This is a genomic window from Rhodococcus sp. OAS809 (assembly GCF_040546695.1).
Taxonomy (GTDB): domain Bacteria; phylum Actinomycetota; class Actinomycetes; order Mycobacteriales; family Mycobacteriaceae; genus Rhodococcus_F; species Rhodococcus_F qingshengii.
Window position 1 is genome coordinate 3,386,041 of sequence record NZ_JBEPOI010000002.1, and the last position, 22,032, is coordinate 3,408,072.

Consider the following 22,032-nt stretch of genomic DNA (forward strand, 5'->3'; position numbering starts at 1 on the left):
GACGTACTCTCGCCTTCGCCGGAAGAAACCGGCATCAAGCTGCGAAAACACCTCCACGTCCGAGTTTTGGCACTGCACGACGTGTCCCGATCAAGAACGGGAAGCCACTTTGGATCACCCCTTAAGCCGGGGAGATCTGTCCTAACCTTGGGCGTCTCTCGACGTCGTGAGATCAGTGGCCTGTGTTCGTGCAGAAGCCTCACCTAACGAGGTACTGCACCCAGAGGGTAGTTCTCAAATCTGTTGCCTGTCAACCGAGCAACTCAGACGGCGGACAATCCTGCCCGTGCGACGGCGCCGGCGAAGAGTGCCGTCACGGCGGCACCCATCACGCTCTGATCAACTTCTTCCGGATCCACCGAGTGCTCAAGAACGAGCCCGGATATCAAGGCCATCAACGAGATTGCAGTGGTCCGCACATCGAAGGAATCGTCCACTCCCCATTCGCGGGCACGTTCACCGATCAACTCCACGAGTTGACTGCGCAAGTGGCGACGCTCACGTAAGTACGCCTGAGCGATCTGCGGATCACGTCCGGCGAGCACTCCGAATTCGAGGACGAGCAGTGACCACCCCGGGTCGTCGACCATCCACGTGGCAATGGCCTCGCCACCTTTGCCCGCCGCGTCGGCCGGGTTCATCCCGGCGATCTCGGCAAGCACACGGCCGGCCAGTTCGAGAGACCGTTGCGCGAACAGTTCGGCGAACAGATCTTGTTTCGACTCGAAGTTGGAGTAGACAGCCCCCTTGGTGAAGCCCGCTCGGCGAGCAACTTCAGTGAGACGTGCAGCACTGAATCCGCGCTCCGCAAACTCTTCCGCCGCAGCGTCGAGCAGTCTTTGCCGCACCACGTCACGTCCGGGGCGGGTTACCGGCGTCCAGTCCGGTTGACGAGATTCAGTCACGATACCTAGAGTATTCAATACCTCGGGTATTGACAAGCTCTTTACTTTCGACAAGATCAGGACTCTTTCGTGACCACTACGCATCCGGCACACGCCGCACCAGACAACAGCTCCACCCACGACGAACACCACCACGACAATCTGCTGGTGAAATACGGCGCACCCAAGGTGATGGCCGCGCTGTTCGTCGGCGTGCTCCTGCTGCAGATGGGCTTCATCCTCAGCTACGTCGCCGCCTTCCATCAGCCGACTCCGCGAGACATCGAAATCGCGGTCATCGCCGATCAGGGCACACCCGACGGCATGGATCAGCAGATCGCCGACAAACTCAACGCCATCGACGGCAGCCCGCTCGACGCTCAGGTGGTCGACAGCACGGCGACCGCTCGCCGCATGATCAACGACCGAGAGATCCAGGGCGCGTTTGTCGTCAACCCGGCCGGGCCGGACACCCTGATCACCGCGAGCGCGGGCGGCAGCTCCATCGCGACGTCACTCGAAGCGGTGTTCACGAAGGTCGAGGCGACACAGGACCGACAGTTCGTCGTCCGCGACGAGATCCCCGTCGGAGCCCACGACAACCGCGGCCTCTCCGGCTTCTACCTCTCGGTCGGCTGGGTCGTCGGCGGCTATCTCCTTGCGGCAGCCATCGGACTGTTCATCGGTGCGCCGAAGACCCTCCGCCAGGCAAGCGCACACACGGGCGTGATCGCCATCTACTCGATCATCTCGGGAGCCCTCGGCGCCCTCATCACCTCACACGTGCTCGGAACTTTCGCGGGCCACTGGTTCCCGCTGTGGATCCTGGGAACAGCCGTGGTGTTCGGCACCGCCATGTTCACACTCGGATTGCGCGCTGCCATCGGCGTTCTGGCAGTCCCGCTGGCTATCGCCGTCTTCGTGATTCTCGGCAATCCCAGTGCGGGAGGCGCATTCGGCTCCAACGTGATTCCCTCGTTCTATGCCGCCATCGGCCGATGGATCACACCTGGCGCCGGCACCGAAGGCGTGCGGAGCATCGTCTACTTCAACAACGTCGGCGTCGGCCAGCCTGCTCTGACGCTTTTCCTGTACGCACTGATCGGTGCGGTCATGCTGTTCGGCTTTACGATCCGTCGCAACCGAAAGTCCACCGACACGACGCCGACTCCAGCTGTGGCGAACGCCGACTAGTCCTAGTCTGAACTCATGACGAGCCTCCTCCACCCCAACGCCTCGCACGTCGCCGAAACACTGATCTCGCGGGGTCACCACGGCGTCATCGTCACGCAGCCCGACGCCACGCACACCGCGGCCGAGGCAGCGGCGGCCGTCGGGGTGGAGGTAGGCGCGATCACCAAGTCACTGGTGTTCCTTCTCGACGACGATCCGGTCCTGCTGCTGGTCTCCGGCGCACATCAGGTGAATCTGAAGGCCACCGGCGAACGCCTCGAAGGCAAGCTCACGCGGGCGACGCTGGAGATGGCGAAGTCCGCGACGGGCCAGCCGATCGGTGGGGTCGCTCCGCTCGGGCATCCCACCAACCTGCCGACGTACATCGATACCGCCCTCGAGCAGTACCCCGAGTTGTGGGCAGCCGCCGGGCACCCCAACACCGTCTTTCGCACGACGTACTCCGAACTCCTCCGAATCACCGCCGGCCTCGCCGTCGACATGGACTGAAGCACTTCAGCCAACCCGGTCCGAAACCACTCAGACGTGCGTCCACCTATAGTTGGACGCACCATGTGCACTGCAACCAGGACCCCGGCCGGCAACCACTGGCGTCGACGGCACGTAGATCTGTGCCGCACCGACGCCTGTCTGTGTATGCCGAGCGCAGTCACCTCGACCACACCGCACACCTCGAGTTCCAGCCGGAGAGTTCCCGTTGTCTGACAAGCCGAATGCCGTTTCCAGCCACACCACCCCCGACGTCCCCGAAGTAGCAGCGACGCCCGAGTTGTCCACCGGCATCTGCGCCGGTGACTACCGCGCTGCGCTTCGCCGCCACCCCGCCGGTGTCACCGTCGTGACCCTCGATTCGGGTACCGGCCCGGTGGGTTTCACCGCCACCTCGTTCTCGTCCGTCTCCCTCGAGCCGCCGCTCGTCTCGTTCAACATCGCGGAGACGTCGTCGAGCATCAATGCACTCAAGGCAGCCGAGTCCTTGGTGATCCACCTTCTCGGCGAACATCAGCAGCATCTGGCCCAGCGCTTTGCGCGTAGTGCCGATCAGCGTTTTGCAGACGAGTCACTGTGGGCAGTGCTCGACACCGGGGAACCGGTGCTGCACGGCACCCCCAGCTGGATGCGCGTCAAGGTCGACCAGTTGATCCCTGTCGGCGACCACACGCTGGTCATCGGACTCGTCACGCGGGTTCACGCCGAAGAAGACGACGAATCCGCTGCCGCACCGCTGCTCTACCACGAGGGCAAGTACTACCGCCCGACTCCGTTGGGTCAATAGACAACTGTGCGCCTTTATTAACCGCCCGCGGTTAATAAAGGCGCACAGCAAGTTAGAGCGCTACGTACTTGGTATCGAGATACTCGTCGATACCCTCGGTTCCGCCTTCACGGCCGAAGCCCGATTCCTTCACGCCACCGAACGGCGCGGCAGCATCGGAGATCGCGCCGCGATTGACGCCGACCATGCCGGTGTCCAGCTTGGCCGAGACGCGCATTGCACGGTCGATGTCGCGGGTGTAGAAGTACGCCACGAGACCGTACTCGGTGTTGTTCGCAGCCGCGATCGCTTCGTCTTCGGTGTCGAAACCGACCACTGCCGCAACGGGTCCGAAGATCTCTTCCTTCAGCAGGCGCGCATCGGCGGGCACCTGGTCGAGAACCGTCGGGGTGAAGAAGAACCCGGGGCCTTCGGGTGCCGATCCACCGGTGCGAACGCGAGCACCCTTGGACACGGCGTCGTCGACGAGTCCGGTGACGGTTGCGAGCTGCTTGGTGTTGATCAGCGGTCCGATGTTGGTGTCCTCGGCGTCACCGGCGCCCACCTTCAAGGCCGCAACCTTGGCGGTGAACTTGTCGGTGAACTCCTCGCGCACCGAGTTGGCGACGTAGATGCGGTTGGCCGCGGTGCAGGCCTCGCCGCCGTTACGCATCTTCGCGAGCATTGCGCCGTCGACAGCTGCGTCGATGTCCGCGTCGTCGAAGACGATGAACGGTGCATTGCCACCGAGTTCCATCGACGTGCGGAGCAGCTTGTCAGCAGCATTGCGCACCAACAACTTTCCGACGCCAGTGGAGCCGGTGAAGGTGACCTTGCGCAGACGCGCATCTTCCATCAGCGGTCCACTGATGGAAGCCGCGTCGGACGTCGGGAGGATCGAGAGCACACCGTCGGGCAGACCGGCATCGGCGAACACCTGACCGAGGAGCTGCATGGTCAGCGGCGTGTCCTCGGCGGGCTTGACGATGATGGTGCAACCGGCAGCCAGCGCCGGTCCGATCTTGCGTGTGCCCATGGCGAGCGGGAAGTTCCACGGGGTGATCGCGAGGACCGGTCCGACGGCTTCCTTGGTGACCAGGATGCGACCGTTGCCGGCCGGAGCCTGCGTGTAACGTCCGCCGATGCGTACTGCTTCCTCGCTGAACCAGCGCAGGAATTCGCCGCCGTAGTTGACCTCACCGCGGCTCTCTGCCAACGACTTACCCATTTCCAGGGTCATCATCAGCGCGAAGTCCTCGGCGCGGGCGTGCAGCAATTCGAAGGCGGTGCGCAGAATCTCGCCGCGTACACGTGCCGGAGTGGCCGCCCAGTCTTCCTGCGCCGCAGCGGCGAGGTCGAGCGCACGGATACCGTCGGCAGCGGTGGCGTCGGCTACCTGGGCGAGTTCCTCACCCGTTGCCGGGTTGTAGACCGCAAAGGTCTTCTCGGCCGGGACGAGCTTGCCGCCGAGCCAGAGACCCTTGGGTACCGAGTCGAGAAGATCCGAGACGTTGGACATGTCAGTTCCCCTGTGCTGCAGTGCGAATAGCGGTCTCGAGGACGGTCAACGCGTCGTCGAGCAGCTCTTCGGAGATGACCAGCGGCGGGAGCAGACGGATGACGTTGCCGTAGGTACCGCAGGTGAGGATCACGACGCCGGCAGCGAGGCATTCGGCGGCGATCTTCTTGGTGATGTCGGCGTCCGGCTCCTGCCCACCGGGCTTGACCAGCTCGATGGCGAGCATCGCGCCGCGACCGCGAACGTCACCGATGACGTCGAGTTCCTTTGCCAGTGCGTTCATTCGGCCGACGACGGTCGACTCGATGGTGCGTGCGCGGCCACAGAGGTCGAGCTCACGCATCTGGTCGATGGACGCCAATGCAGCGGCGCAGGCGACGGGGTTACCGCCGTAGGTGCCACCGAGGCCGCCGGGGTGGACAGCGTCGATGAGCTCGGCGCGGCCCGTGACAGCGGCGAGCGGCATGCCGCCTGCGATGCCCTTGGCGAGCGTGACCAGGTCGGGGACGATGCCCTCGTGATCGCTGGCGAACCAGGCGCCGGTACGAGCGAAGCCTGCCTGAACCTCGTCGGCGATGAAGACGACGCCGTTCTCCTTGGCCCACGCGACGAGCGTCGGGAGGAAGCCTTCTGCGGGAACGATGAATCCACCCTCACCCTGAATGGGCTCGATGAGGATGGCGGCGGTGTTGGCAGCGCCGACCTGCTTCTCGATCATCGTGATGGCGCGCTGTGCGGCCTGCTCACCGGTGATCTTGGAGCCGTCGACATTGAGGCCCTCGCGGTACGGGTAGGACATCGGGACGCGGTAGACCTCGGGGGCGAACGGACCGAAGCCGCTCTTGTACGGCATGGACTTCGAGGTCAGTGCCATCGTGAGGTTGGTGCGGCCGTGGTACGCGTGGTCGAAGACGACGACTGCGTCGCGACCGGTTGCGTGACGGGCGATCTTGACTGCGTTCTCGACAGCTTCTGCGCCGGAGTTGAACAGCACGGAACGCTTCTCGTGGTCACCGGGGGTGAGTTCGGCGAGACGCTCGGCGACCTCGACGTAGCCCTCGTACGGAGCGACCATGAAACAGGTGTGGGTGAAGTGCGCGACCTGATCCTGAACTGCGGACACGACGGCCGGGTTGGAGGCGCCGACGCTGGTCACCGCGATACCGGCACCGAGGTCGATCAGCGAGTTGCCGTCGACGTCGACGATGACTCCGCCGTCTGCGTCGGCGACGTAGACCGGGAGGGTGGATGCGACGCCGGCGCCGACGACCTTCTTACGGCGTTCGGCGAGCGCAGCCGAGCGCGGGCCCGGGAACTCCGTGACGATGCGACGCTCCTGCGGAAGCCGGTATTCGATTGCACTCATGTGACCACCCTCTCGGTTGTGTATTGCATTCGAGTATGCGACGCGCGAAGCATCGCAAGCACTGCCGAAATGGATACCCGGAGCTCCAGGGCTACTCCATATCGGCAACGACAGCTAGCCTTGATCAGGTGACGGTTCCGATCTCGTGGCTCTTGCGCCAGAAACACCTCTCGCTGGCTCTGCTCACCGACCGAGCAGCTGCCACCCACCCCGTCACGTTTGCGCAGGCCACAGAGCTGACGGACCCCACCCCGTGGCTTTCCGGCGGCGAATTGGTGCTCACCACCGGGCTGGCACTGGTGGGCGCGGACGCCACCGACTACAGCGAGTACATCGACCGTCTGGCCGCCGCAGAAGTATCGGCTCTGGGTTTCGGGACCGGCCTTTCCCACGAGAGTGTGCCCGCAGACCTGATTGCCGCCGCCCGCAGTCGCGGGCTCCCCCTGCTGGAAGTGCCGTTCACGACCCCGTTCGCGGCGGTCACGCGCGCGGTGATGACCCGTCTGAGCCAGCAGGAATACGAATCGGTACTCCGCGCGGCAGAAGTACAGACGCGCATCACCCGCGTTGCACTGCGCGGTGGCGTGTCGGCGATCGTGCGTGAACTGGCCACGGCCACAAAAACTTCGGTGGCGTTTGTCGGTGATCGGATCACCGCGGTGCATCCGGCAAACCAGAAGTCGTTGATCACCGAGGTTCGCGCGGTCGCGGCCACCACCCGCGATCCCAACGCTCCGGCGTCGATCTCGCAGAGCACACCCGAACGGACGCTGACACTGTCCCCCGTCGGCGTCACCGACAGTTGGCACGGCTACCTCGCCATGGCGGGCGCCGGGCCCCTGAGCAATATCGACAGAGTGTTGCTCGGGCATGCGGTCTCGCTGCTCACTCTCGAACTCGCGAAACCGGTTCGACTACGGGCCGAGCGAACTCGACTCAACGCCATGGCTTTCGGGCTCTTACTCGACGGCCGAATCCCCGAAGACAGTGTGCCGTCGTACTTGGACGAGGCAAGCGACACGCACGGCAACATTCGTGTCGTCCACGTTCGCGGATCCGGACTCGGCCCAGTTCTTCGCGAACTCGACAACGCTCTCGCGCGAGCAGGCCGGCCGTTGTTCGCGCAATCCGAGGACGGTTCGCTGACCGTCCTCCTCCGCGGAACCGACACAATCGACACCGCCAAAACACTACTGGCGCAGCTCTCCCCCACCGAAGCGAAAGCCGTGCGTGCCGGAATCAGCACCCCTCACCGTCTTCTCGACGCACCCCGCGCACTCGTCCAGGCCCGCGCCGCGGCCAACCTCACGACGGCTACGGCGCGCATTCTCGAGTTCGACGCTCTGAGTGGTTCGACGATTCTGGCATCCGAGTCTGCCCGTGAGGCATTGATCGCCATGGCTGCGGACACCATCCCGGTGTTGACGGAACACGACCAGGCACACGGAACCGCACTGGCCGCGTCTTTGCGCGCCTATCTCGAGGCAAACGGCCAATGGGAGTCGGCTGCAGCCGAACTCGGTGTTCATCGGCACACCCTCCGAGGTCGCATCGCACGCATCGAGGAACTGCTGCAATGCGACCTCGGGCAGGCCAGGGTCAGAGCCGAACTGCTGCTATCGCTACTCGCCTGGGAGGGCCGCTGAACGCTCCGCGGCGTGTACCGAAGCGAAACTGGACGCACCGCGAACGAGTAGTTCGAGTTCGGCGTCGACCGTGCAGAGACGGGCGGTGTCCAGCGCTCCACTGCGGCTCACGCTCGACATCAAAGCCGTGAACCGGCGCACCGTTTGCGGATTGGCGGCGGTCCACAACTCGACGACCTCCGGAATACCTTCACCGAGCGCACCGGACACGAGGTCCGCGAAACGCGCCGTCAACCTGGCATGGACGGCAGCGCTGCCCATGACCTCCCAATGCGAGGCACCGACGGCGACGTCGACGCCGCCGAGAACATCGCCCAGATCGAGAGCGTCGGAGAGTTCCCGATAGATCGCGGCTGCGGCCGCGGCCGTCGTATTCTCCTGCAGTGCAATGTCTGCCAGGGCGAGCGCTCCGAAAGACGCCTCGATGCGCTCGCTTGCCGACAAACCGTCGGTGAGTTCCCGCACCGGGGCTGCCCACCGATCGATGTCGGCGCGCGGGTTCACGGTGAACCGGCCGGCAGCACCCGGGCGGCGCAACACCCAGCTCATTTCGGATTCCAACAACTGCTGCAAGCGATCGAGAGCCTTCAGCTGTTCGGTGGCACTGAGATCGGAGTTCAGGATTTCACGTCGAAGGTCCTCCGTTCCAAGCACTTCGCTGACTACGGCGTAGGCCAGAGCCGCTTCCGGACTGCGAACTCCGAGGTGTTCCTCGAGCCGGAACAACACGCCGGGGCCGACGCGGTTGACCAGTTCGTCGACAACCGAGGTGATGATGATGTCGCGGCCCAACCGATGTGCGCGGACTGCGTCCGGTGCGGCCTCGACGACGGAGAGCGGGAAGTACTGCGGGAGACGATCGGCGAAGATCTGATTGTCCGGGACGGTCGACGCCCCCAATTCCGCCGTCAGCACGTTCTTCGACTGCGCCACCAGCACAGCAAGTTCCGGACGGAGTAGGCCCTGCCCGGCTCGCGCCCTGACCGCCAGCGCCTTGGCGTCCGGCAATGATTCTTCGAGGCGCTTCATCGCACCCGCCGAGACCAGGTTCTCGATCAACCGTTCGTGCTGATCGAGTAGGGCGGGAGCGCGGTGCTCGGCCAGGCTGATCGCGAGGGTCTGATCTTCGCTGGCCTCGAGTACCGATGCGGCAACCTCGTCCTGGGCCGCCGCAAGTAGTTCATTGCGCGAGGTCGAGTCCAACGCCGCGAGTGCGATCTTGATGTTGACCTCACGGTCCGAGGTAGCCACGCCGGCCGCGTTGTCGATGAAGTCGGCGTTGATTCGACCACCGCCAGCGGCATATTCGATGCGGGCACGCTGGGTGAAGCCGAGGTTGCCGCCCTCACCGACCACCGTCGCACGCAACTCGTCAGCGCTGACGCGAACTGCGTCGTTGGACGGATCGGCCGCGTCGACGTTGCTTTCGGTCGACGCTTTCACGTAGGTACCGACGCCGCCGTTCCACAACAGGTCCACCGGAGCACACAGGACCGCTCGGATCAGTTCCTGCGGGGTCAAGTTCTCCTCGGTGATTCCGAGGGCCGCACGCGCCTCGAGCGGAAGGCGGATCGACTTCGCGCTCCGCGGCCAGACGCCACCGCCCGGCGACATCACGGTGCGATCGAAGTCGTCCCAGGACGAGCGCGGCACGGTGAAGAGGCGAGCGCGTTCGGCAAAGCTCGTCTCGGTGTCGGGGTTCGGGTCGATGAAGATGTGGCGGTGATCGAATGCCGCGACCAAACGGATCTTGTGCGAGAGCAACATTCCGTTGCCGAACACGTCGCCGGACATGTCACCGATGCCCGCGACGGTGAACGGATCGGTGTCGACGTCGAGGTCACGCTCGGCGAAGTGGCGTCGTACCGCTACCCAGGCGCCGCGAGCGGTGATGCCCATCGCCTTGTGGTCGTAGCCGGCCGAACCGCCGGAAGCAAAAGCGTCGCCGAGCCAGAAACCACGCTCGACGGCGATGCCGTTCGCGACGTCGGAGAACCGCGCTGTCCCCTTGTCTGCTGCCACGACGAGATAGGAGTCTTCACCGTCGTACTCGATTACTTCTGCCGGGTGTACCGCAGCGCCGTCGACGATGTTGTCCACCACGTCCAGCAGGCCGCGAATGAAGGTGCTGTAAGACTCCTGCACCTGCGCCGGAGTCGGTGACGACGTGCCCCGAACCACGAACGCGCCCTTGGCTCCCGAAGGAACGATCGGCGAATTCTTCACGCTCTGGGTCTTCATGAGACTCAGAGCCTCGGTGCGGAAGTCCTCGTATCGATCCGACCAACGCAGGCCACCACGGGCGACGGAGGAACTACGCAGATGCACGCCTTCGACATTGGGTGCGCTGACGTAGATCTCGCGGAAGGGAACGGTCTTCTGCGGAGTGGAGAGCAACTGCGAGTCGATCTTGAACGACGCGTACGGTAGCGGTTCGCCGCTCTCACCGCGCAGGTACCAGTTGGTGCGCAGAGTCGCCTGCAGGAACGAACGCACGCCGCGCAAGACGCGATCCTCGTCGAGAGTGTCTGCACCGTCGACTGATTCGTCGATAGCTGCCGTTGCGGTAGCCACAGCTGTCTCACGCACACCCGCCACGGCGGGGTCGAAACGCGCGGTGAAAAGTTCGATCGCCTGCCGTACGAAGAGTGGCTTCGCTGCCAACACTCCGACGATGTAGCTCTCGGACAAACCGATACGAGCCTGAGCGAGGAAACGGCACGCAGCGCGCAGCAACTCTGCATCGCGCCAGGTGATGTCTGCTCGTCCGATCAGACTGGAGAACGCATCCATCCGGGTCTGTCCGGCGATGACGGCTTCGAAGGCGTCCGCCATCTTCTCCAGCGCACTGCCGTCGAAGGTGCTCGGCTCGAAGGTGAAGTAATGCGCCGAACCCAGAACGGTCGGAAGCGGGCGGTGCGTCGAAACTCGGAGTCCGAGAGACTCGAAGTTCTCGCACAGATCGGAGAGGGAGGGCTCTCCGGACGGCCACAGCACCACGCAGGTCAGATCGTCACTGTTCAGGTTGTCACCCTGACGGAAGACGAGTCGCTGGCCCGCTGCTGCCAATTCGGCGACCAGTTCGAGCGCCGGGTCACCGGATCGATCACCGCCTGCCGGTCTCGATTCTGCAGCTGCGGTCTTGGTCGCCGATGATGTGCTCGCCATTGAACACCCTCCTGGAAATTATTGGATCCGAACACTTTCCAGTGTTGCGTGGATCACCGGAAAGAGGTCGTGCCCGATAGGAGTACCAACCCCCATCGGGCACGACATTTCGGCAGTTGCGGTGAGCTCAGTCGCCCAACCTGATCGGAGCAAGCTCCTCGAACACGTCGCCGGGTCCGGGATTCTCGGCAGGCGCAGCGCCGCCGAGATGGTTGACGACGCCCCATACCGCGTTGATCGCGGTCTGGATCGCGCCCTCAGCCCAGCCGGCGGTCCACGACACGTCGTCACCGGCGAGGAAGATTCCCCGATGACGCGGTTCGAGATCATTCTGCACGAAGTGGGAGAACAGGCGCTCCTGGTAGCGGTAGTGCCCCGGAAGGTTCGCCTTGAATGCGCCCATGAAGTCGCGCTCGGTTTCCCACGACAGCGTCACCGGGCTCGAGATGATGTGGCTGCGGAAGTCAACGCCGGGGTAAATCTCTTCGAGAGAGCGCAGCATGATGTTCATGCGCTCGGTGGCGTCGAGCGCCAGCAGCTTCAGCGAATCGTCCGACCAGGTGTACGACAAGCAGATCAGGCCTGGCTTGCCCTCGCCTTGATCCAGCAGGTAGGTGCCGCGACTCATACGGTCGGTCAGTGTCATCGACACCGAATCACGGCCGGTCACGGGGTCCTTGTCCTTCCAGAACGGGCGGTCGACGAGAACGAACACCTTGGTCGAACCCATGTAGTGAGTTCGCTCGATCGCAGTCCAGTGGTCGATCGGGAACAGATCGTCGTCACACCTGATGTTGTTCAGCAGCATCCAACTCTGCACTGTCACAACGGCACTCGCATACGTGCGAATGAAACCTTCGGAGTCGGTGACCGTGATGTTGCCGGGCTCGGTACGCCGGAGTTCGGTGACGCGGGGACGCGTCTCACCGTCGTTGAGCGAAGCGACCGTAGTACCGGCAGGCCAATGCGCCATGTGCGCCGGGGCGCGGTTCCACAACCGCATCGGCAGCTGCTGCGATCCACCGACGATGCCGCGGTGGTCGTCGTCGGCGGCCGTGATGACCACACGAAGGATTTCGAGGATCGAATTGGGGTAGTCGGTATCCCAACCGCCCGTACCGAATCCGACCTGTCCGAACACTTCCCGCATGTGGAAGGACTTGAAGTGCTTCGACGCGGCGAGGAATCCGTAGAACGTCTGGTCGTCGTAGCGCACCACGAGGTCGTTCCAGATCCGCTTGATTTCTGCGGTGTCGCGGTCACGAATGGCCTGCTGCAACGGAATCAGATCGGCATGCTCTTCGAGAGTGCGCTGCCAGGCCTGCGCCACCTCGGTGTAGATCGGCGGCAGATCCTCGAGAGTGTGCGCGTAGTGACTCTCGCCCTTGAGATCGATGACGGTGCTCGGCGTGACCTCGGCAAGGGGATTGGGGAACTCTTCGGTCTGCAGACCCAGTTCGTTCAGGTAGTGGAACAACGTCGTCGACGATGGTGGGAAACGCATTGCGCCCATCTCGGCGACAACCCCGGGGTGCCCGTCGAACTCGACCGACCGCATCCGGCCACCGATCTGATCAGCTTCGTAGACAATCGGTTTGAGACCGACCTTGAGCAACTCGTAGGCCGCGATCATGCCGGAGAGTCCGCCACCGATCACGGCAACTTCTGTACCCAGTGCCAGATCGGGCACCGAGCCGAGTCCCGCCGGACTGGAAACGTAGTCGTCGTACGGGAACGGAAAATCCGGCCCGAACATCGTGAGGGGCGGCTGCTTCCCGGGTTCCGAGGAACTGTCCGGAGCTACTGGGATGGTCATCTACGGTTCTCCTTGGAGACAGTCGTGACAGAAAGGTCTGGATACAGATCGAGGCGTCGATCGTCGAGATGCGTGTTGAGGGTGCGCGATTGCGAGACGGTGGCGGCGGCGATATCCGCGAAGAGCAATTCCTGGCCGAACCCGGCCCTCGCCAACTCGGCACCGTCGGGCGCGATGGCGCACGAGAGACCGCAGTAGGTCAGCTCGGTTTCGGCGCCGCAGCGATTGACGTAGGTGACAAACATCTGACTCTCGTATGCGCGGGCCGGAACCACTTGCTGCGCAATGTGTTCGTACGGAGTCATCAACCCTGTCGGCACGATGAGCCATTCGGTACCGGCGTCGGCATGGGCCCGAACCGCTTCCGGAAATTCCACGTCGTAGCAGATCAACAACCCGCAGCGGATGCCCTCGAAATCGAACCCGACCACCAGGGTCTCACCTGGCCGGAAATGTTCGCGGTCGAGCGCGCCGAACAGGTGCGTCTTGCGGTAGTGCGCAAGCGAAGTGCCGTCGCGGTCCACCACCTGCACACTGTTGTAGACATCTCCCCCGTCGAGTTCGGGGTAGCCGTAGACGACTGCGATGCCGGCACTTCGAGCAATCGCGGCGACGGAATCGAAGATGGGGCCGTCGGCCGGTTCCGCGCGTAGCGACACCAGTTCGCCGATGTCGTAGCCGGTTGCGGACATCTCCGGCGTCAGCAGGATCTTCGCACCGGATGCTGCAGCCTCGCGGGCAGCAGTGTCGATTGCAGCGAGGTTGAACTCCACCGACGCAAAGGTGTCCGGGGTGGTGAGCGGACCTTGGAACAGGCCAACTCGAACTGAATCGACATGCATGGTGCGCTCCTTCAGGAGTTCCGTGACGCCAATTTTCGACGGTGTGTGTGACGGGGACAACTACCAGCGTGACGGGTGCCGCCAATCATGTCAACTCTTGTTTCCTAAGAATCAACATTCACGGATTCGAGTCTCACGAAGACGACGCGCGGGGCCCTTCCGGCAATGCCGGATTCAAGACCCACAGAACCTTCGCCAGAACCGAGCCTTCGGCCTGAAAACTATGGTTGTGGGTCGGCGTGAATGTGAAGGAATCGCCCGCCGCAAGTACGACGTCTTCGGCATCGACGGCCTCACCGTTCGGATCCGTCCGACCGCCCTCGAACGAGACCCGCAAGCCGCCCTCGAGCACGTGCACGAAGTTCACGTCGATCGGCAGACTGTAGAACTCCCGACCACTTCCGCCGCCTGGTTCCAGCTCGCCGAGCAGCACCTGAATTCGACGCTCGTTGGTAGGCGTGAGCAGGTACTCCGTCATCTTTTCGCCACCGAAGCTGATTTGCGGCATGGCGTCGGCGCGGACTACTTCACCGGCGGACGCATTCTCGAACAGGGATCCGACAGGGATCTCGAGCACCGCGCACACCTTGATCAGGGTCGCCACCGACGCGTTGACGTGATCGCGCTCGAGTTTCGAGAGATACCCCTTGGTCACACCACAGGCCTCGGCCAGGTCGTCGAGGGTCAACCGCTTCGATTGACGTGCCGCCTTGAGCCTCGCCCCGATGCGCGGTCCGACCGGCTCGACCGCTTCCTTCGCCTTGGCCACTGAACCCACTCCTTCACGACCGCCGTGTCCCTTTCAGGAAACAGGGGTTGACAACCGAGCCTCTTGAAGAAACCATACTTGCTCAGAGAGCTACATCACTGAAGGGCGCCCGGTGTGCGCCGAATCGAGAGCAGGGACCTCTGCACATGGCTACCAACAACCCCGGATCGTTCATCGGACCCGTCGACGCCACGCGCGTCCCCCGCTACGCCGAGCCGACCACCTTTGCGCGTCTCCCGCGCCTGGACGAGGTCTCGCGCGCCGACGTGACGATCCTCGGCATCCCCTTCGATTCGGGTGTCAGCTACCGCCCCGGTGCCCGGTTCGGTCCGGGCCACATCCGCGCTGCGTCGAAGCTGCTGCGTCCGTACAACCCGGCTCTCAAGGTCTCGCCCTTCGCCAATCAGCAGGTAGCCGATTTCGGCGACATCGGCGTCAACCCCTTCGACATTCAGGAAGCTCTCACGACGGTTCAGTCCGCCGTCACCGACCTGCGCGCCGACGGTTCCTCCGTGCTCACGCTCGGCGGCGACCACACCATCGCACTGCCGATCCTGCGTTCACTGGCCCGCGATCACGGCCCGATCGCCGTCCTGCACTTCGACGCTCATCTCGACACCTGGGACACCTACTTCGGTCAGCCTTTCACCCACGGCACCCCCTTCCGCCGCGCCAGCGAAGAGGGCCTGATCGACATGGAGCGTTCGCAGCACATCGGCATCCGTGGACCGCTCTACAGCGAGAAGGACCTCGAAGACGACCGCGTCCTCGGCTTCCAGGTGATCCGCAGTGACGACTACGAGGTCGACGGTGTCGCCAGCATCGTCGAGCGCATGCGTAAGCGCCTCGACGGTGGCCCGGTGTACGTCTCCGTCGACATCGACGTACTCGATCCCGCCCACGCTCCGGGCACCGGAACACCCGAAGCGGGCGGCATGACCTCTCGCGAATTGTTGAACACACTGCGTGGGTTGGTAGGACTCAACGTGGTCGGCGCCGACATCGTCGAGGTAGCGCCGGCGTACGACCACGCCGAGATCACCGGTATCGCAGCGGCCCACGTCGCTTACGAGTTGCTGTCGGTGCTCGCACTCAATCGCTGAAGCAGCACAACGGTATCCGTCGTGTGATGCATCTCGGGGTTCGCGGGAAGATCACGTTCCCGCGACTCCGAGACCAACACCTTCCAACCATCGGTGAACAGCGACTCCACGTATTCGGGTGTATGGAGCATGGCCCGATGGTGCTCGGTCGGCGACTCGTGAGGTGAGTGGCCCACGATCAGCAAATGCCCGCCGGGCGCGACCAGATCTCCGAGAGCACGGAACAATTCCCCGCGCGCGGGTTCGAGCATGTGGAAGAACTGCGCGGACACCAGATCGAACGAGCGCCCCTGCGGATCCCACTTCGTCAGGTCGGCTTCCAGCCATTCGATGTCGACGCCTTCGCCCTCGACGTGAGCCTGGGCGCGGCCGAGCGCAACCGACGAGATGTCGGTGCCGGTGACCTTCCACCCGCGACGCGCCAACCACAAAGCGTCGGCACCTTCGCCGCAACCGACGTCGAGTGCCGTGCCCGGTTCCAGGTCGGAGGCTTCGGCAATCAACTGTGGGTTGGGATTTCCGCTCCAGCGCGCGGGGCGTTCCTCGTACAGCGAGTTCCAGAACTGTGCGTCCGCCTTGGCGTACGGATTCTCAGTGGTATCGGAGTTTTCGTGGTGATTGTGGTGTTCGTTGCTCATGCACCCAGGATGAACGACCTTCCACAACTCACGCAACCATCTTTGCTGAAACAGCAACTTCTCCATTTCGACGCCCTGCTAACGTCACGTCGTGGCCGGTGGATTTCCCGTGTTTCGTCTCTACTGCAACTCAGCAGGCCCATACGTTTTGTGTTGTGCGCATTTCCCCGAGTTCACCGGTTCGAACTCGGACGAAGAGTTCAGCGTCCAGCAGAGCTTCGACCGCGCAGTCGAGAAGATTCTGCGCGATGCATCCTTCGAACCGACTACCTTGACTTTGGTCGGCGAGCAGCAGGGCTATCCCGTCGGAGACCGACTGTTCGATACGACAATTCCGCGTACCGGAACCGTCTCGTACGCGTTCCAAGAAGCCGGACCGCCGTGGATCGTTCTCGGCCTTGATGTTTCGGCGGACGAATTCTGGTCCGAAATCGACGACGACGCAGACCTCCACGGTCTCGGCCCCACCTCCCCGTTGAGGTCAGTTCCAGCAACCGTGCTCACGGAGACCGGGTGGCCACGACGAAGTGACCTCGACTCCCCGTGAACTGAACCAGAACTCCAACCTTCGTGAAATCGAACAAAAATCCGCCTGATTTTCGTGAGGATCGACCGAGATGCCCGTCACGTCCTACGCCAAGATTTAGCGGTCACACTCGACTGCGCCCTCACGATTCACTCCCGGGCCCCGGCTCCTTCACGGAGGCACAATGAAACACCGCTCCTATTCGACGCTTGCCGCGACCGCGGGGCTCGCGCTCGTATTGTCGGCTTGCAGCTCGGGAGGCACGTCCTCGGGCTCCGGCGGCGGTGAGCCTCTGACTGACGGAACCTTCCGGTACGCGTTGCAAGGCGATCCGGGTGCACTCAACCCGATCATGTCCGGCTCTGCGGCAACCGCGGAAATTTCGAAGCTGGCGTACGACTCCCTGGTCTACCAGGATCCTGAAACCAGTGAATTCAAACCATGGTTGGCCGAGAAGTGGGAAGAAACGCCGACCTCCGCGTCCTTCACCATTCGTGAAGGCGTGACCTGTACCGACGGGTCGACGCTGACTGCGCAGACCGTCGCGAACAACATCAACTTCGTAGCCGATCCAGCCAAGGGTTCACAACAACGCGGCACCACAGTTCCCGTCGGCGCTTCGGCCACTGCCGATCTCGCCACCCGCACCATCACGGTAACCACTCCGGCGCCGACCCCGTTCCTCCTCCTCACCATCCAGTCGCCTCCCGATCATGTGCGATGCCGGTCTCGAAGATCCGACCGCCTCGAACAACAAGTCGCTGGGCTCCGGCATGTTCGAAGTCACCGAAGTCTCGGCCAATGACCACTACACGTTCGAGCGTCGTGACGGTTACAGCTGGGGGCCCGACGACACCACCTCCGACACACCGGGTGTCCCCAAGACAGTCATTGCTGTCATGGCACCCAATGTCAGCACCGCAGCAAACCAGCTGCTCTCAGGCGAACTGAGCGCATCTCCGATCGCCGGTCCGGACAAGGATCGCATCGATGCCGCCAATTTCGACTCGGTCCAGCGCCCACTTCCCGCCGGTCAGATGTACTTCAATCAGATTGCGGACAATCCGACCAGTGATCCCGCCGTTCGAAAAGCTCTCGTCCAGGCTGTCAATCTCGACGATCTCGCTGAAGTCATCACCGGCGGCCAGGGCACCCGTGCAACAAGTCTTGTCTCCGTCGAGCCCCGAGCCTGTGTGTACGACTCTGTCGCAGGCAACATTCCGGACTTCGACCTCAGCGCAGCAAAGGCAACACTGGACGCTGCAGGTTGGACCGCCGGCTCCGACGGCAAACGAAGCAAGGACGGAAAGCCGCTGACCCTCCGCCTCTTCTACGCTGCCGGCGAAGATGCGCGCAGCGCGGCAGCCGAGCTCACCCAGTCGGCATGGTCCGACCTCGGTGCGACCGTCGAGGTGACAGGAGCCGACCAGACCAAGGTTGTCGACGTCATGCTCAGTGGCAAGGACAACAACCAGTGGGACATCGCGTGGATCCAGATCAACAATTCGGTTCCCAGCGGGTTCGTCCCGTTCTTCTCCGGTCCGGCTCCGGCAGCAGGTAAGAACTTCTCTTCGATCAACAACCCCGCCTACGAAGCAGCCGTTGCCAAGGCCTCCGGTTTGACCGGCGACGCAGCATGCGCGGAGTGGGCAGACGCCGAGTCACAGATCACCAAAACGGTGTCCGCAGTCCCGTTTGCAGATACGGTCTTGAGCTTCTACTTCAACAAGGCCGGACTCGCATTCGGTAAGACCTTCATCGGTTCTGCGTTGCGCCTCTACCAGTAGGCCGGTCGACCGAACGCGGTGCGTCAACGAGATACGTCAGATCATTGTGATCTGACGTATCTTGTTGCCACACCGATCGTCTCGTTGTCGAGTTCGACGTAGGTCAGCTGAGGAATGCTGGACGCAAGTTCAGTGAAAGCCCACTTCGCAACGTTCTCGAATGACGGACTCGTCCAGAGCGTCCGTGTCGACAAACCATCCACGTTCTCCGAGTTGGTCGTCCTCGAACGAGAACGCCACTCGCATCGTCACGCGAAATCCGTCGGCAGGCATCAGCGGCGGCAAGTTCTTCGCGTCCCGCACCGGTGCCGGAAGCCCCTGCCTCACAGCGAATGTACGACGGATCTCGATACTGAACATGCGCACCAAGGTATCAATGTTCATCACAATTCTATGAGCGGACCAATCGCGCAATCGCGTCGTTCGCTTCTTTGATCTTCGCGTCCGCCTCGGGCCCACCGGCAACAGCGGCTTTGACGACGCAGTGGCCGATGTGGTCCTCGAGCAGGCCCATGGCCACCGCCTGGAGGCCTTTGGTCATCGCCGACACCTGCGTCAGGATGTCGATACAGTACTTGTCCTCGTCGACCATGCGCTGCAGGCCGCGAGCTTGACCTTCTATGCGACGCAGACGCGCCAGGTAGTCGCCCTTGGCGGTGATGTAGCCGTGCGAATCACTCGTGCAGCATGCATCGCCGGTCGCATCACTGCCTTGGGCACTGTTTGGAGCACTGCTTGGCGCACTGCCCACTTCTGTCGCTTCCGACATTCGATGTCCTCCTGTTCGTCAACGCGTGACTTCGCAACAATTCTCGTTACCGGGGCGATGTGCGGAGACTCTTCGACTTCCGTTGTCTTGCAGAGCAATCACTGCGCACATCGCCACGCATTTCGCTACGGCACGAACAGATGGATGCATGGCGATTGCCCATGCCCGTTTTCCCGTTGCTGCGAAACGCATTCGGTTTCAGTGCCCGTGGTGCGCGTGGCTCGAGTGTTCGGCCCCAGGCGTGGTCGCATTGTCGGCCGTCAGCGTGAATTCCGCCGTACGCACCACTCCGCCGTGCTTGAAGTCCAAAAACAACCGGTAATCCTCGGCGCTCGGCATGTTGGCGTAGAAGGTGATTGCCGGTCCAGCCGGCGTGACACCGTCACCGGGGTAGCCGTCCGGATGGACATGGAGATAGGCGAGGTCGGAGGCACGCAACGCGACCAGATGCCCGTATGCGGCAAGGTAGGGCTGCAAGTCCGTGACCGGGATTCCGTCACGACTGACCGAGAGCGTGAGCTTCGATGTCTGGCCGGCATGGGCCGCGCCTTCGAGGGAGACGGTATAGCCGTCGACCGTCGTGGCGGCAGCAGCAGCGGGCAACGGCCGAGGATCATAGGGTCCGGCGACGCGCACATCCGCACTGAGCGTGATTCCGTCACCACCGTCCGGAGTGAGATCAGCGAACACTCGATAGTCTCCCGCATGATCGAAATCGACTGACACATGCCAGTTTCCGTTCTCGTCCAATTCGGGATGCACGTGCTGGAATCCGGTCAGGTCCAGACCGACCACGATCAGATGCAACTGCTTGTCGTGGGTGTCCGTGTACCGGATCAAGGGAGTTCCAACCGGATCCAGGATCCGGAACTGCAAGGGGACATGGTTGCCGACGGTCGCCTCCGACGTTGCCAATTCCAGTGTGTAGCCGTTGTCGCTGAACATCTTGCCCTCCAAAGTTTGGGTCGGCAGCACTTTCGTTGCCGTCTGCGTCAGGTTCTGCACTCCTTGACATCGAACCTGTTGCAATTTGTACCATACCCCCCTAGGGTATCCAACGAACTACTCGAACACCCTGAATTCACTCGAAGGAGATCCGATGCGCATCCACGCAGAGCGCCGGCCGAATGAGTTCCAAGAGCAGCATTTCCCCGTGCACCCCAACGAAGCGCTGCGCCGATGTCACCCAGGCCCGCTTACGACACCCCTTGACCACACAAGCATCACCTATACCCCGTACAGGTAAGGAACTCAGAATGTCCACACAACCGAAATCCACCCGTAAGTGGTGGGCGTTGGCGTTGATCGCCGCCGCTCAGTTCATGGTCATCATGGACACCTCCATCATCGGCGTCGCTCTCCCCCAGATGCAGAGCGATCTCGGCTTCTCCCAAGAAGGCCTGACCTGGGTCTTCAATGCGTACGTCATCGCGTTCGGCGGGCTACTCCTCCTCGGCGGCCGCCTGTCCGACCTGTTCGGCGCCCGCAGAGTGTTCTCCGCTGGTTGGCTGATCCTGCTGATCGGTTCCGTTGTCGCCGGTGCCGCCGGTAACGTCGCCGTCGAACTTGCGGGCCGCGCAGTTCAGGGTGCCGGTGCCGCACTCATCGCGCCGTCGGCGCTCACCTTGCTGATGATGCTGTTCGGCAGCACGCAGAAAGAGATGACCAAGGCGCTGTCCATCTACGGCGCTGCCGCCCCGGCCGGCGGTACGGCCGGCGTGTTCCTCGGCGGCGTCATCACCGAATACACCAGCTGGCCTTGGGTGTTTTACCTCAACATTCCCATCGCTGTCATCGCGCTGATCGCTACTCCCCTCCTGATGCCGAACGCACCGGCACGTACCGGGTCGATCGACTTCCTCGGCGCACTCGCTGTCACCGCAGGTCTTGCTGTCGGAGTCTTCGGCATCGTCAGAGCACCTGATGTCGGATGGGGATCCGGGCAGACGTGGCTGGCGCTCGCCGTTTCGGCCGCTCTGTTGGGTGCATTCGTGTTGATCCAGTCCAAGCGTCGGGAACCTCTGGTGCGTCTGGGAATCTTCAAGGCGCCCAACCTCGGTGCCGCGAACATCGCTCAGCTCGTCCTCGGCGCTGCCTGGATACCGATGTGGTTCTTCCTGAACCTGTACCTGCAGCAAGTGCTCGGATACAGCGCCTTCCCGGCCGGTGCGGCGCTGCTGCCGATGACGATCTTCGTCATGCTCGGCATGGTCGTCGTGGCACCACGGGCCATGGCACGCTTCGGTGCAAAAGCGATGATCGTGACCGGATTGCTTGTACTGGGAATCGGTTTGGGTTGGATGTCGTTGATCCGGCCCACCGGCAACTTCTGGGTCGACGTACTGCCGGCATCGCTCGTGGCTGCGGCAGGTATGACGCTGGCGTTCATTCCCTCACTCGGTACGGCGATTTCGGCTGCGCGCCCGGAAGAGGGCGGATTGGCTTCCGGCATCGTCAACGTCAGCTACCAGGTCGGCTCGGCTGTCGGCCTCGCGGTGATGACCGCGATCGCAGCAGTGTTCGGCGCTGATCAACTCGGTGACCTGACGGAGTTGACGAACGGTTTCTCCGCCGTGTTCCTCGGAGCAGCCGCCATCGCAGTGGTTGGCGCAGCAATCACCGCGATCGTGATGCGGTCGACCAAGGTCGACGATCCTCGACCCGTTCAATCCACCGTCAATTCTTGACCAACTCCGGTGGTGGGTTCGGCCGGCTGTCACCAGCCGAACCCACCACCGGCGGAACCACTT

Annotated in this window: 20 protein-coding genes and 1 riboswitch; of the genes, 9 read left to right on the top strand and 11 right to left on the bottom strand. The window is 63.0% G+C overall.

What is annotated here, in order from left to right; all coding sequences use genetic code 11:
* Positions 1–44: 44 nt before the first annotated feature.
* Positions 45–218: riboswitch (M-box (ykoK) riboswitch) on the bottom strand.
* A 45-nt stretch (positions 219–263) separates the two neighbouring features.
* On the bottom strand, positions 264–848 hold the full coding sequence (locus ABIE52_RS18895; RefSeq protein ID WP_039972784.1) for a TetR/AcrR family transcriptional regulator: 585 nt from the start codon (positions 846–848) through the stop codon (positions 264–266).
* Positions 849–974: 126 nt separating this feature from the next.
* Between ABIE52_RS18895 and ABIE52_RS18900 the strand changes: the two genes are divergently transcribed.
* The 3 genes from ABIE52_RS18900 (at position 975) to dszD (ending at position 3,354) form a co-directional block, all read left to right on the top strand.
* The gene (locus ABIE52_RS18900; protein ID WP_050655993.1) at positions 975–2,078 is read left to right on the top strand and encodes a hypothetical protein; all 1,104 of its coding nucleotides are present in this window, start codon (positions 975–977) and stop codon (positions 2,076–2,078) included.
* Positions 2,079–2,093: 15 nt separating this feature from the next.
* The gene (locus tag ABIE52_RS18905; RefSeq protein ID WP_042922726.1) at positions 2,094–2,567 is read left to right on the top strand and encodes a YbaK/EbsC family protein; all 474 of its coding nucleotides are present in this window, start codon (positions 2,094–2,096) and stop codon (positions 2,565–2,567) included.
* 208 nt (positions 2,568–2,775) lie between these two features.
* Positions 2,776–3,354: an NADH:FMN oxidoreductase DszD gene (gene dszD / locus ABIE52_RS18910; RefSeq protein ID WP_003941189.1), complete on the top strand. Its 579-nt coding sequence runs from the start codon at positions 2,776–2,778 to the stop codon at positions 3,352–3,354.
* Positions 3,355–3,406: 52 nt separating this feature from the next.
* Here the strand turns inward: dszD and ABIE52_RS18915 are convergent, their stop codons facing one another.
* Entirely contained in the window at positions 3,407–4,852 is a 1,446-nt protein-coding gene (locus ABIE52_RS18915) for an NAD-dependent succinate-semialdehyde dehydrogenase (RefSeq protein ID WP_192711826.1), read from the bottom strand.
* Position 4,853: 1 nt separating this feature from the next.
* Complete coding sequence (gabT, locus tag ABIE52_RS18920) at positions 4,854–6,218, bottom strand: 4-aminobutyrate--2-oxoglutarate transaminase (protein ID WP_007727077.1); 1,365 nt, start codon at positions 6,216–6,218, stop codon at positions 4,854–4,856.
* 128 nt (positions 6,219–6,346) lie between these two features.
* On the opposite strand from gabT, the gene ABIE52_RS18925 reads away from it, so the two are divergent.
* The gene (locus tag ABIE52_RS18925) at positions 6,347–7,864 is read left to right on the top strand and encodes a PucR family transcriptional regulator (protein WP_192711825.1); all 1,518 of its coding nucleotides are present in this window, start codon (positions 6,347–6,349) and stop codon (positions 7,862–7,864) included.
* Here the strand turns inward: ABIE52_RS18925 and ABIE52_RS18930 are convergent.
* The 4 genes from ABIE52_RS18930 to ABIE52_RS18945 form a co-directional block, all read right to left on the bottom strand.
* A complete protein-coding gene (locus tag ABIE52_RS18930; RefSeq protein WP_192711824.1) occupies positions 7,841–11,032 on the bottom strand; it encodes an NAD-glutamate dehydrogenase domain-containing protein in 3,192 nt (1,063 codons plus the stop codon). The two genes, ABIE52_RS18925 and ABIE52_RS18930, sit on opposite strands and share 24 nt — an antisense overlap.
* Before the next feature lie 127 nt (positions 11,033–11,159).
* Complete coding sequence (locus ABIE52_RS18935; protein WP_042452042.1) at positions 11,160–12,848, bottom strand: flavin monoamine oxidase family protein; 1,689 nt, start codon at positions 12,846–12,848, stop codon at positions 11,160–11,162.
* Complete coding sequence (locus ABIE52_RS18940) at positions 12,845–13,690, bottom strand: carbon-nitrogen hydrolase family protein (protein ID WP_070161550.1); 846 nt, start codon at positions 13,688–13,690, stop codon at positions 12,845–12,847. Before ABIE52_RS18940 ends, ABIE52_RS18935 begins: the two co-directional genes overlap by 4 nt.
* 133 nt (positions 13,691–13,823) lie before the next feature.
* On the bottom strand, positions 13,824–14,459 hold the full coding sequence (locus tag ABIE52_RS18945) for a helix-turn-helix domain-containing protein (protein ID WP_007727089.1): 636 nt from the start codon (positions 14,457–14,459) through the stop codon (positions 13,824–13,826).
* A gap of 146 nt (positions 14,460–14,605) precedes the next feature.
* On the opposite strand from ABIE52_RS18945, the gene speB reads away from it, so the two are divergent.
* A complete protein-coding gene (gene speB, locus ABIE52_RS18950) occupies positions 14,606–15,562 on the top strand; it encodes an agmatinase (RefSeq protein WP_003941134.1) in 957 nt (318 codons plus the stop codon).
* Here speB and ABIE52_RS18955 read toward each other — a convergent pair.
* Positions 15,526–16,200: a class I SAM-dependent methyltransferase gene (locus ABIE52_RS18955; RefSeq protein WP_037129351.1), complete on the bottom strand. Its 675-nt coding sequence runs from the start codon at positions 16,198–16,200 to the stop codon at positions 15,526–15,528. The genes speB and ABIE52_RS18955 overlap by 37 nt on opposite strands.
* Before the next feature lie 91 nt (positions 16,201–16,291).
* Between ABIE52_RS18955 and ABIE52_RS18960 the strand changes: the two genes are divergently transcribed.
* From ABIE52_RS18960 to ABIE52_RS18970, 3 genes are all read left to right on the top strand, one after another.
* Positions 16,292–16,747 (top strand): hypothetical protein, encoded by a 456-nt coding sequence (locus tag ABIE52_RS18960; RefSeq protein ID WP_228401782.1) that lies wholly within the window; start codon positions 16,292–16,294, stop codon positions 16,745–16,747.
* 163 nt (positions 16,748–16,910) lie between these two features.
* Positions 16,911–17,531: an ABC transporter substrate-binding protein gene (locus ABIE52_RS18965; RefSeq protein WP_354541517.1), complete on the top strand. Its 621-nt coding sequence runs from the start codon at positions 16,911–16,913 to the stop codon at positions 17,529–17,531.
* Positions 17,440–18,513: an ABC transporter substrate-binding protein gene (locus tag ABIE52_RS18970; protein WP_354541518.1), complete on the top strand. Its 1,074-nt coding sequence runs from the start codon at positions 17,440–17,442 to the stop codon at positions 18,511–18,513. Before ABIE52_RS18965 ends, ABIE52_RS18970 begins: the two co-directional genes overlap by 92 nt.
* Before the next feature lie 129 nt (positions 18,514–18,642).
* Here ABIE52_RS18970 and ABIE52_RS18975 read toward each other — a convergent pair whose 3' ends face one another.
* The 3 genes from ABIE52_RS18975 to ABIE52_RS18985 form a co-directional block, all read right to left on the bottom strand.
* Positions 18,643–18,897 carry a hypothetical protein gene (locus ABIE52_RS18975; protein WP_225989420.1) on the bottom strand — a complete coding sequence of 85 codons (255 nt, stop codon included), beginning with the start codon at positions 18,895–18,897 and terminating at the stop codon, positions 18,643–18,645.
* Between the two features lie 7 nt (positions 18,898–18,904).
* Complete coding sequence (locus ABIE52_RS18980) at positions 18,905–19,282, bottom strand: metal-sensitive transcriptional regulator (RefSeq protein ID WP_020906032.1); 378 nt, start codon at positions 19,280–19,282, stop codon at positions 18,905–18,907.
* A gap of 198 nt (positions 19,283–19,480) precedes the next feature.
* Positions 19,481–20,287, bottom strand: coding sequence for a DUF8832 domain-containing protein (locus tag ABIE52_RS18985; RefSeq protein WP_192711822.1), 807 nt, complete (start codon positions 20,285–20,287; stop codon positions 19,481–19,483).
* 251 nt (positions 20,288–20,538) lie between these two features.
* On the opposite strand from ABIE52_RS18985, the gene ABIE52_RS18990 reads away from it, so the two are divergent.
* The gene (locus ABIE52_RS18990) at positions 20,539–21,969 is read left to right on the top strand and encodes an MFS transporter (RefSeq protein ID WP_041814608.1); all 1,431 of its coding nucleotides are present in this window, start codon (positions 20,539–20,541) and stop codon (positions 21,967–21,969) included.
* Positions 21,970–22,032 lie beyond the last annotated feature (63 nt).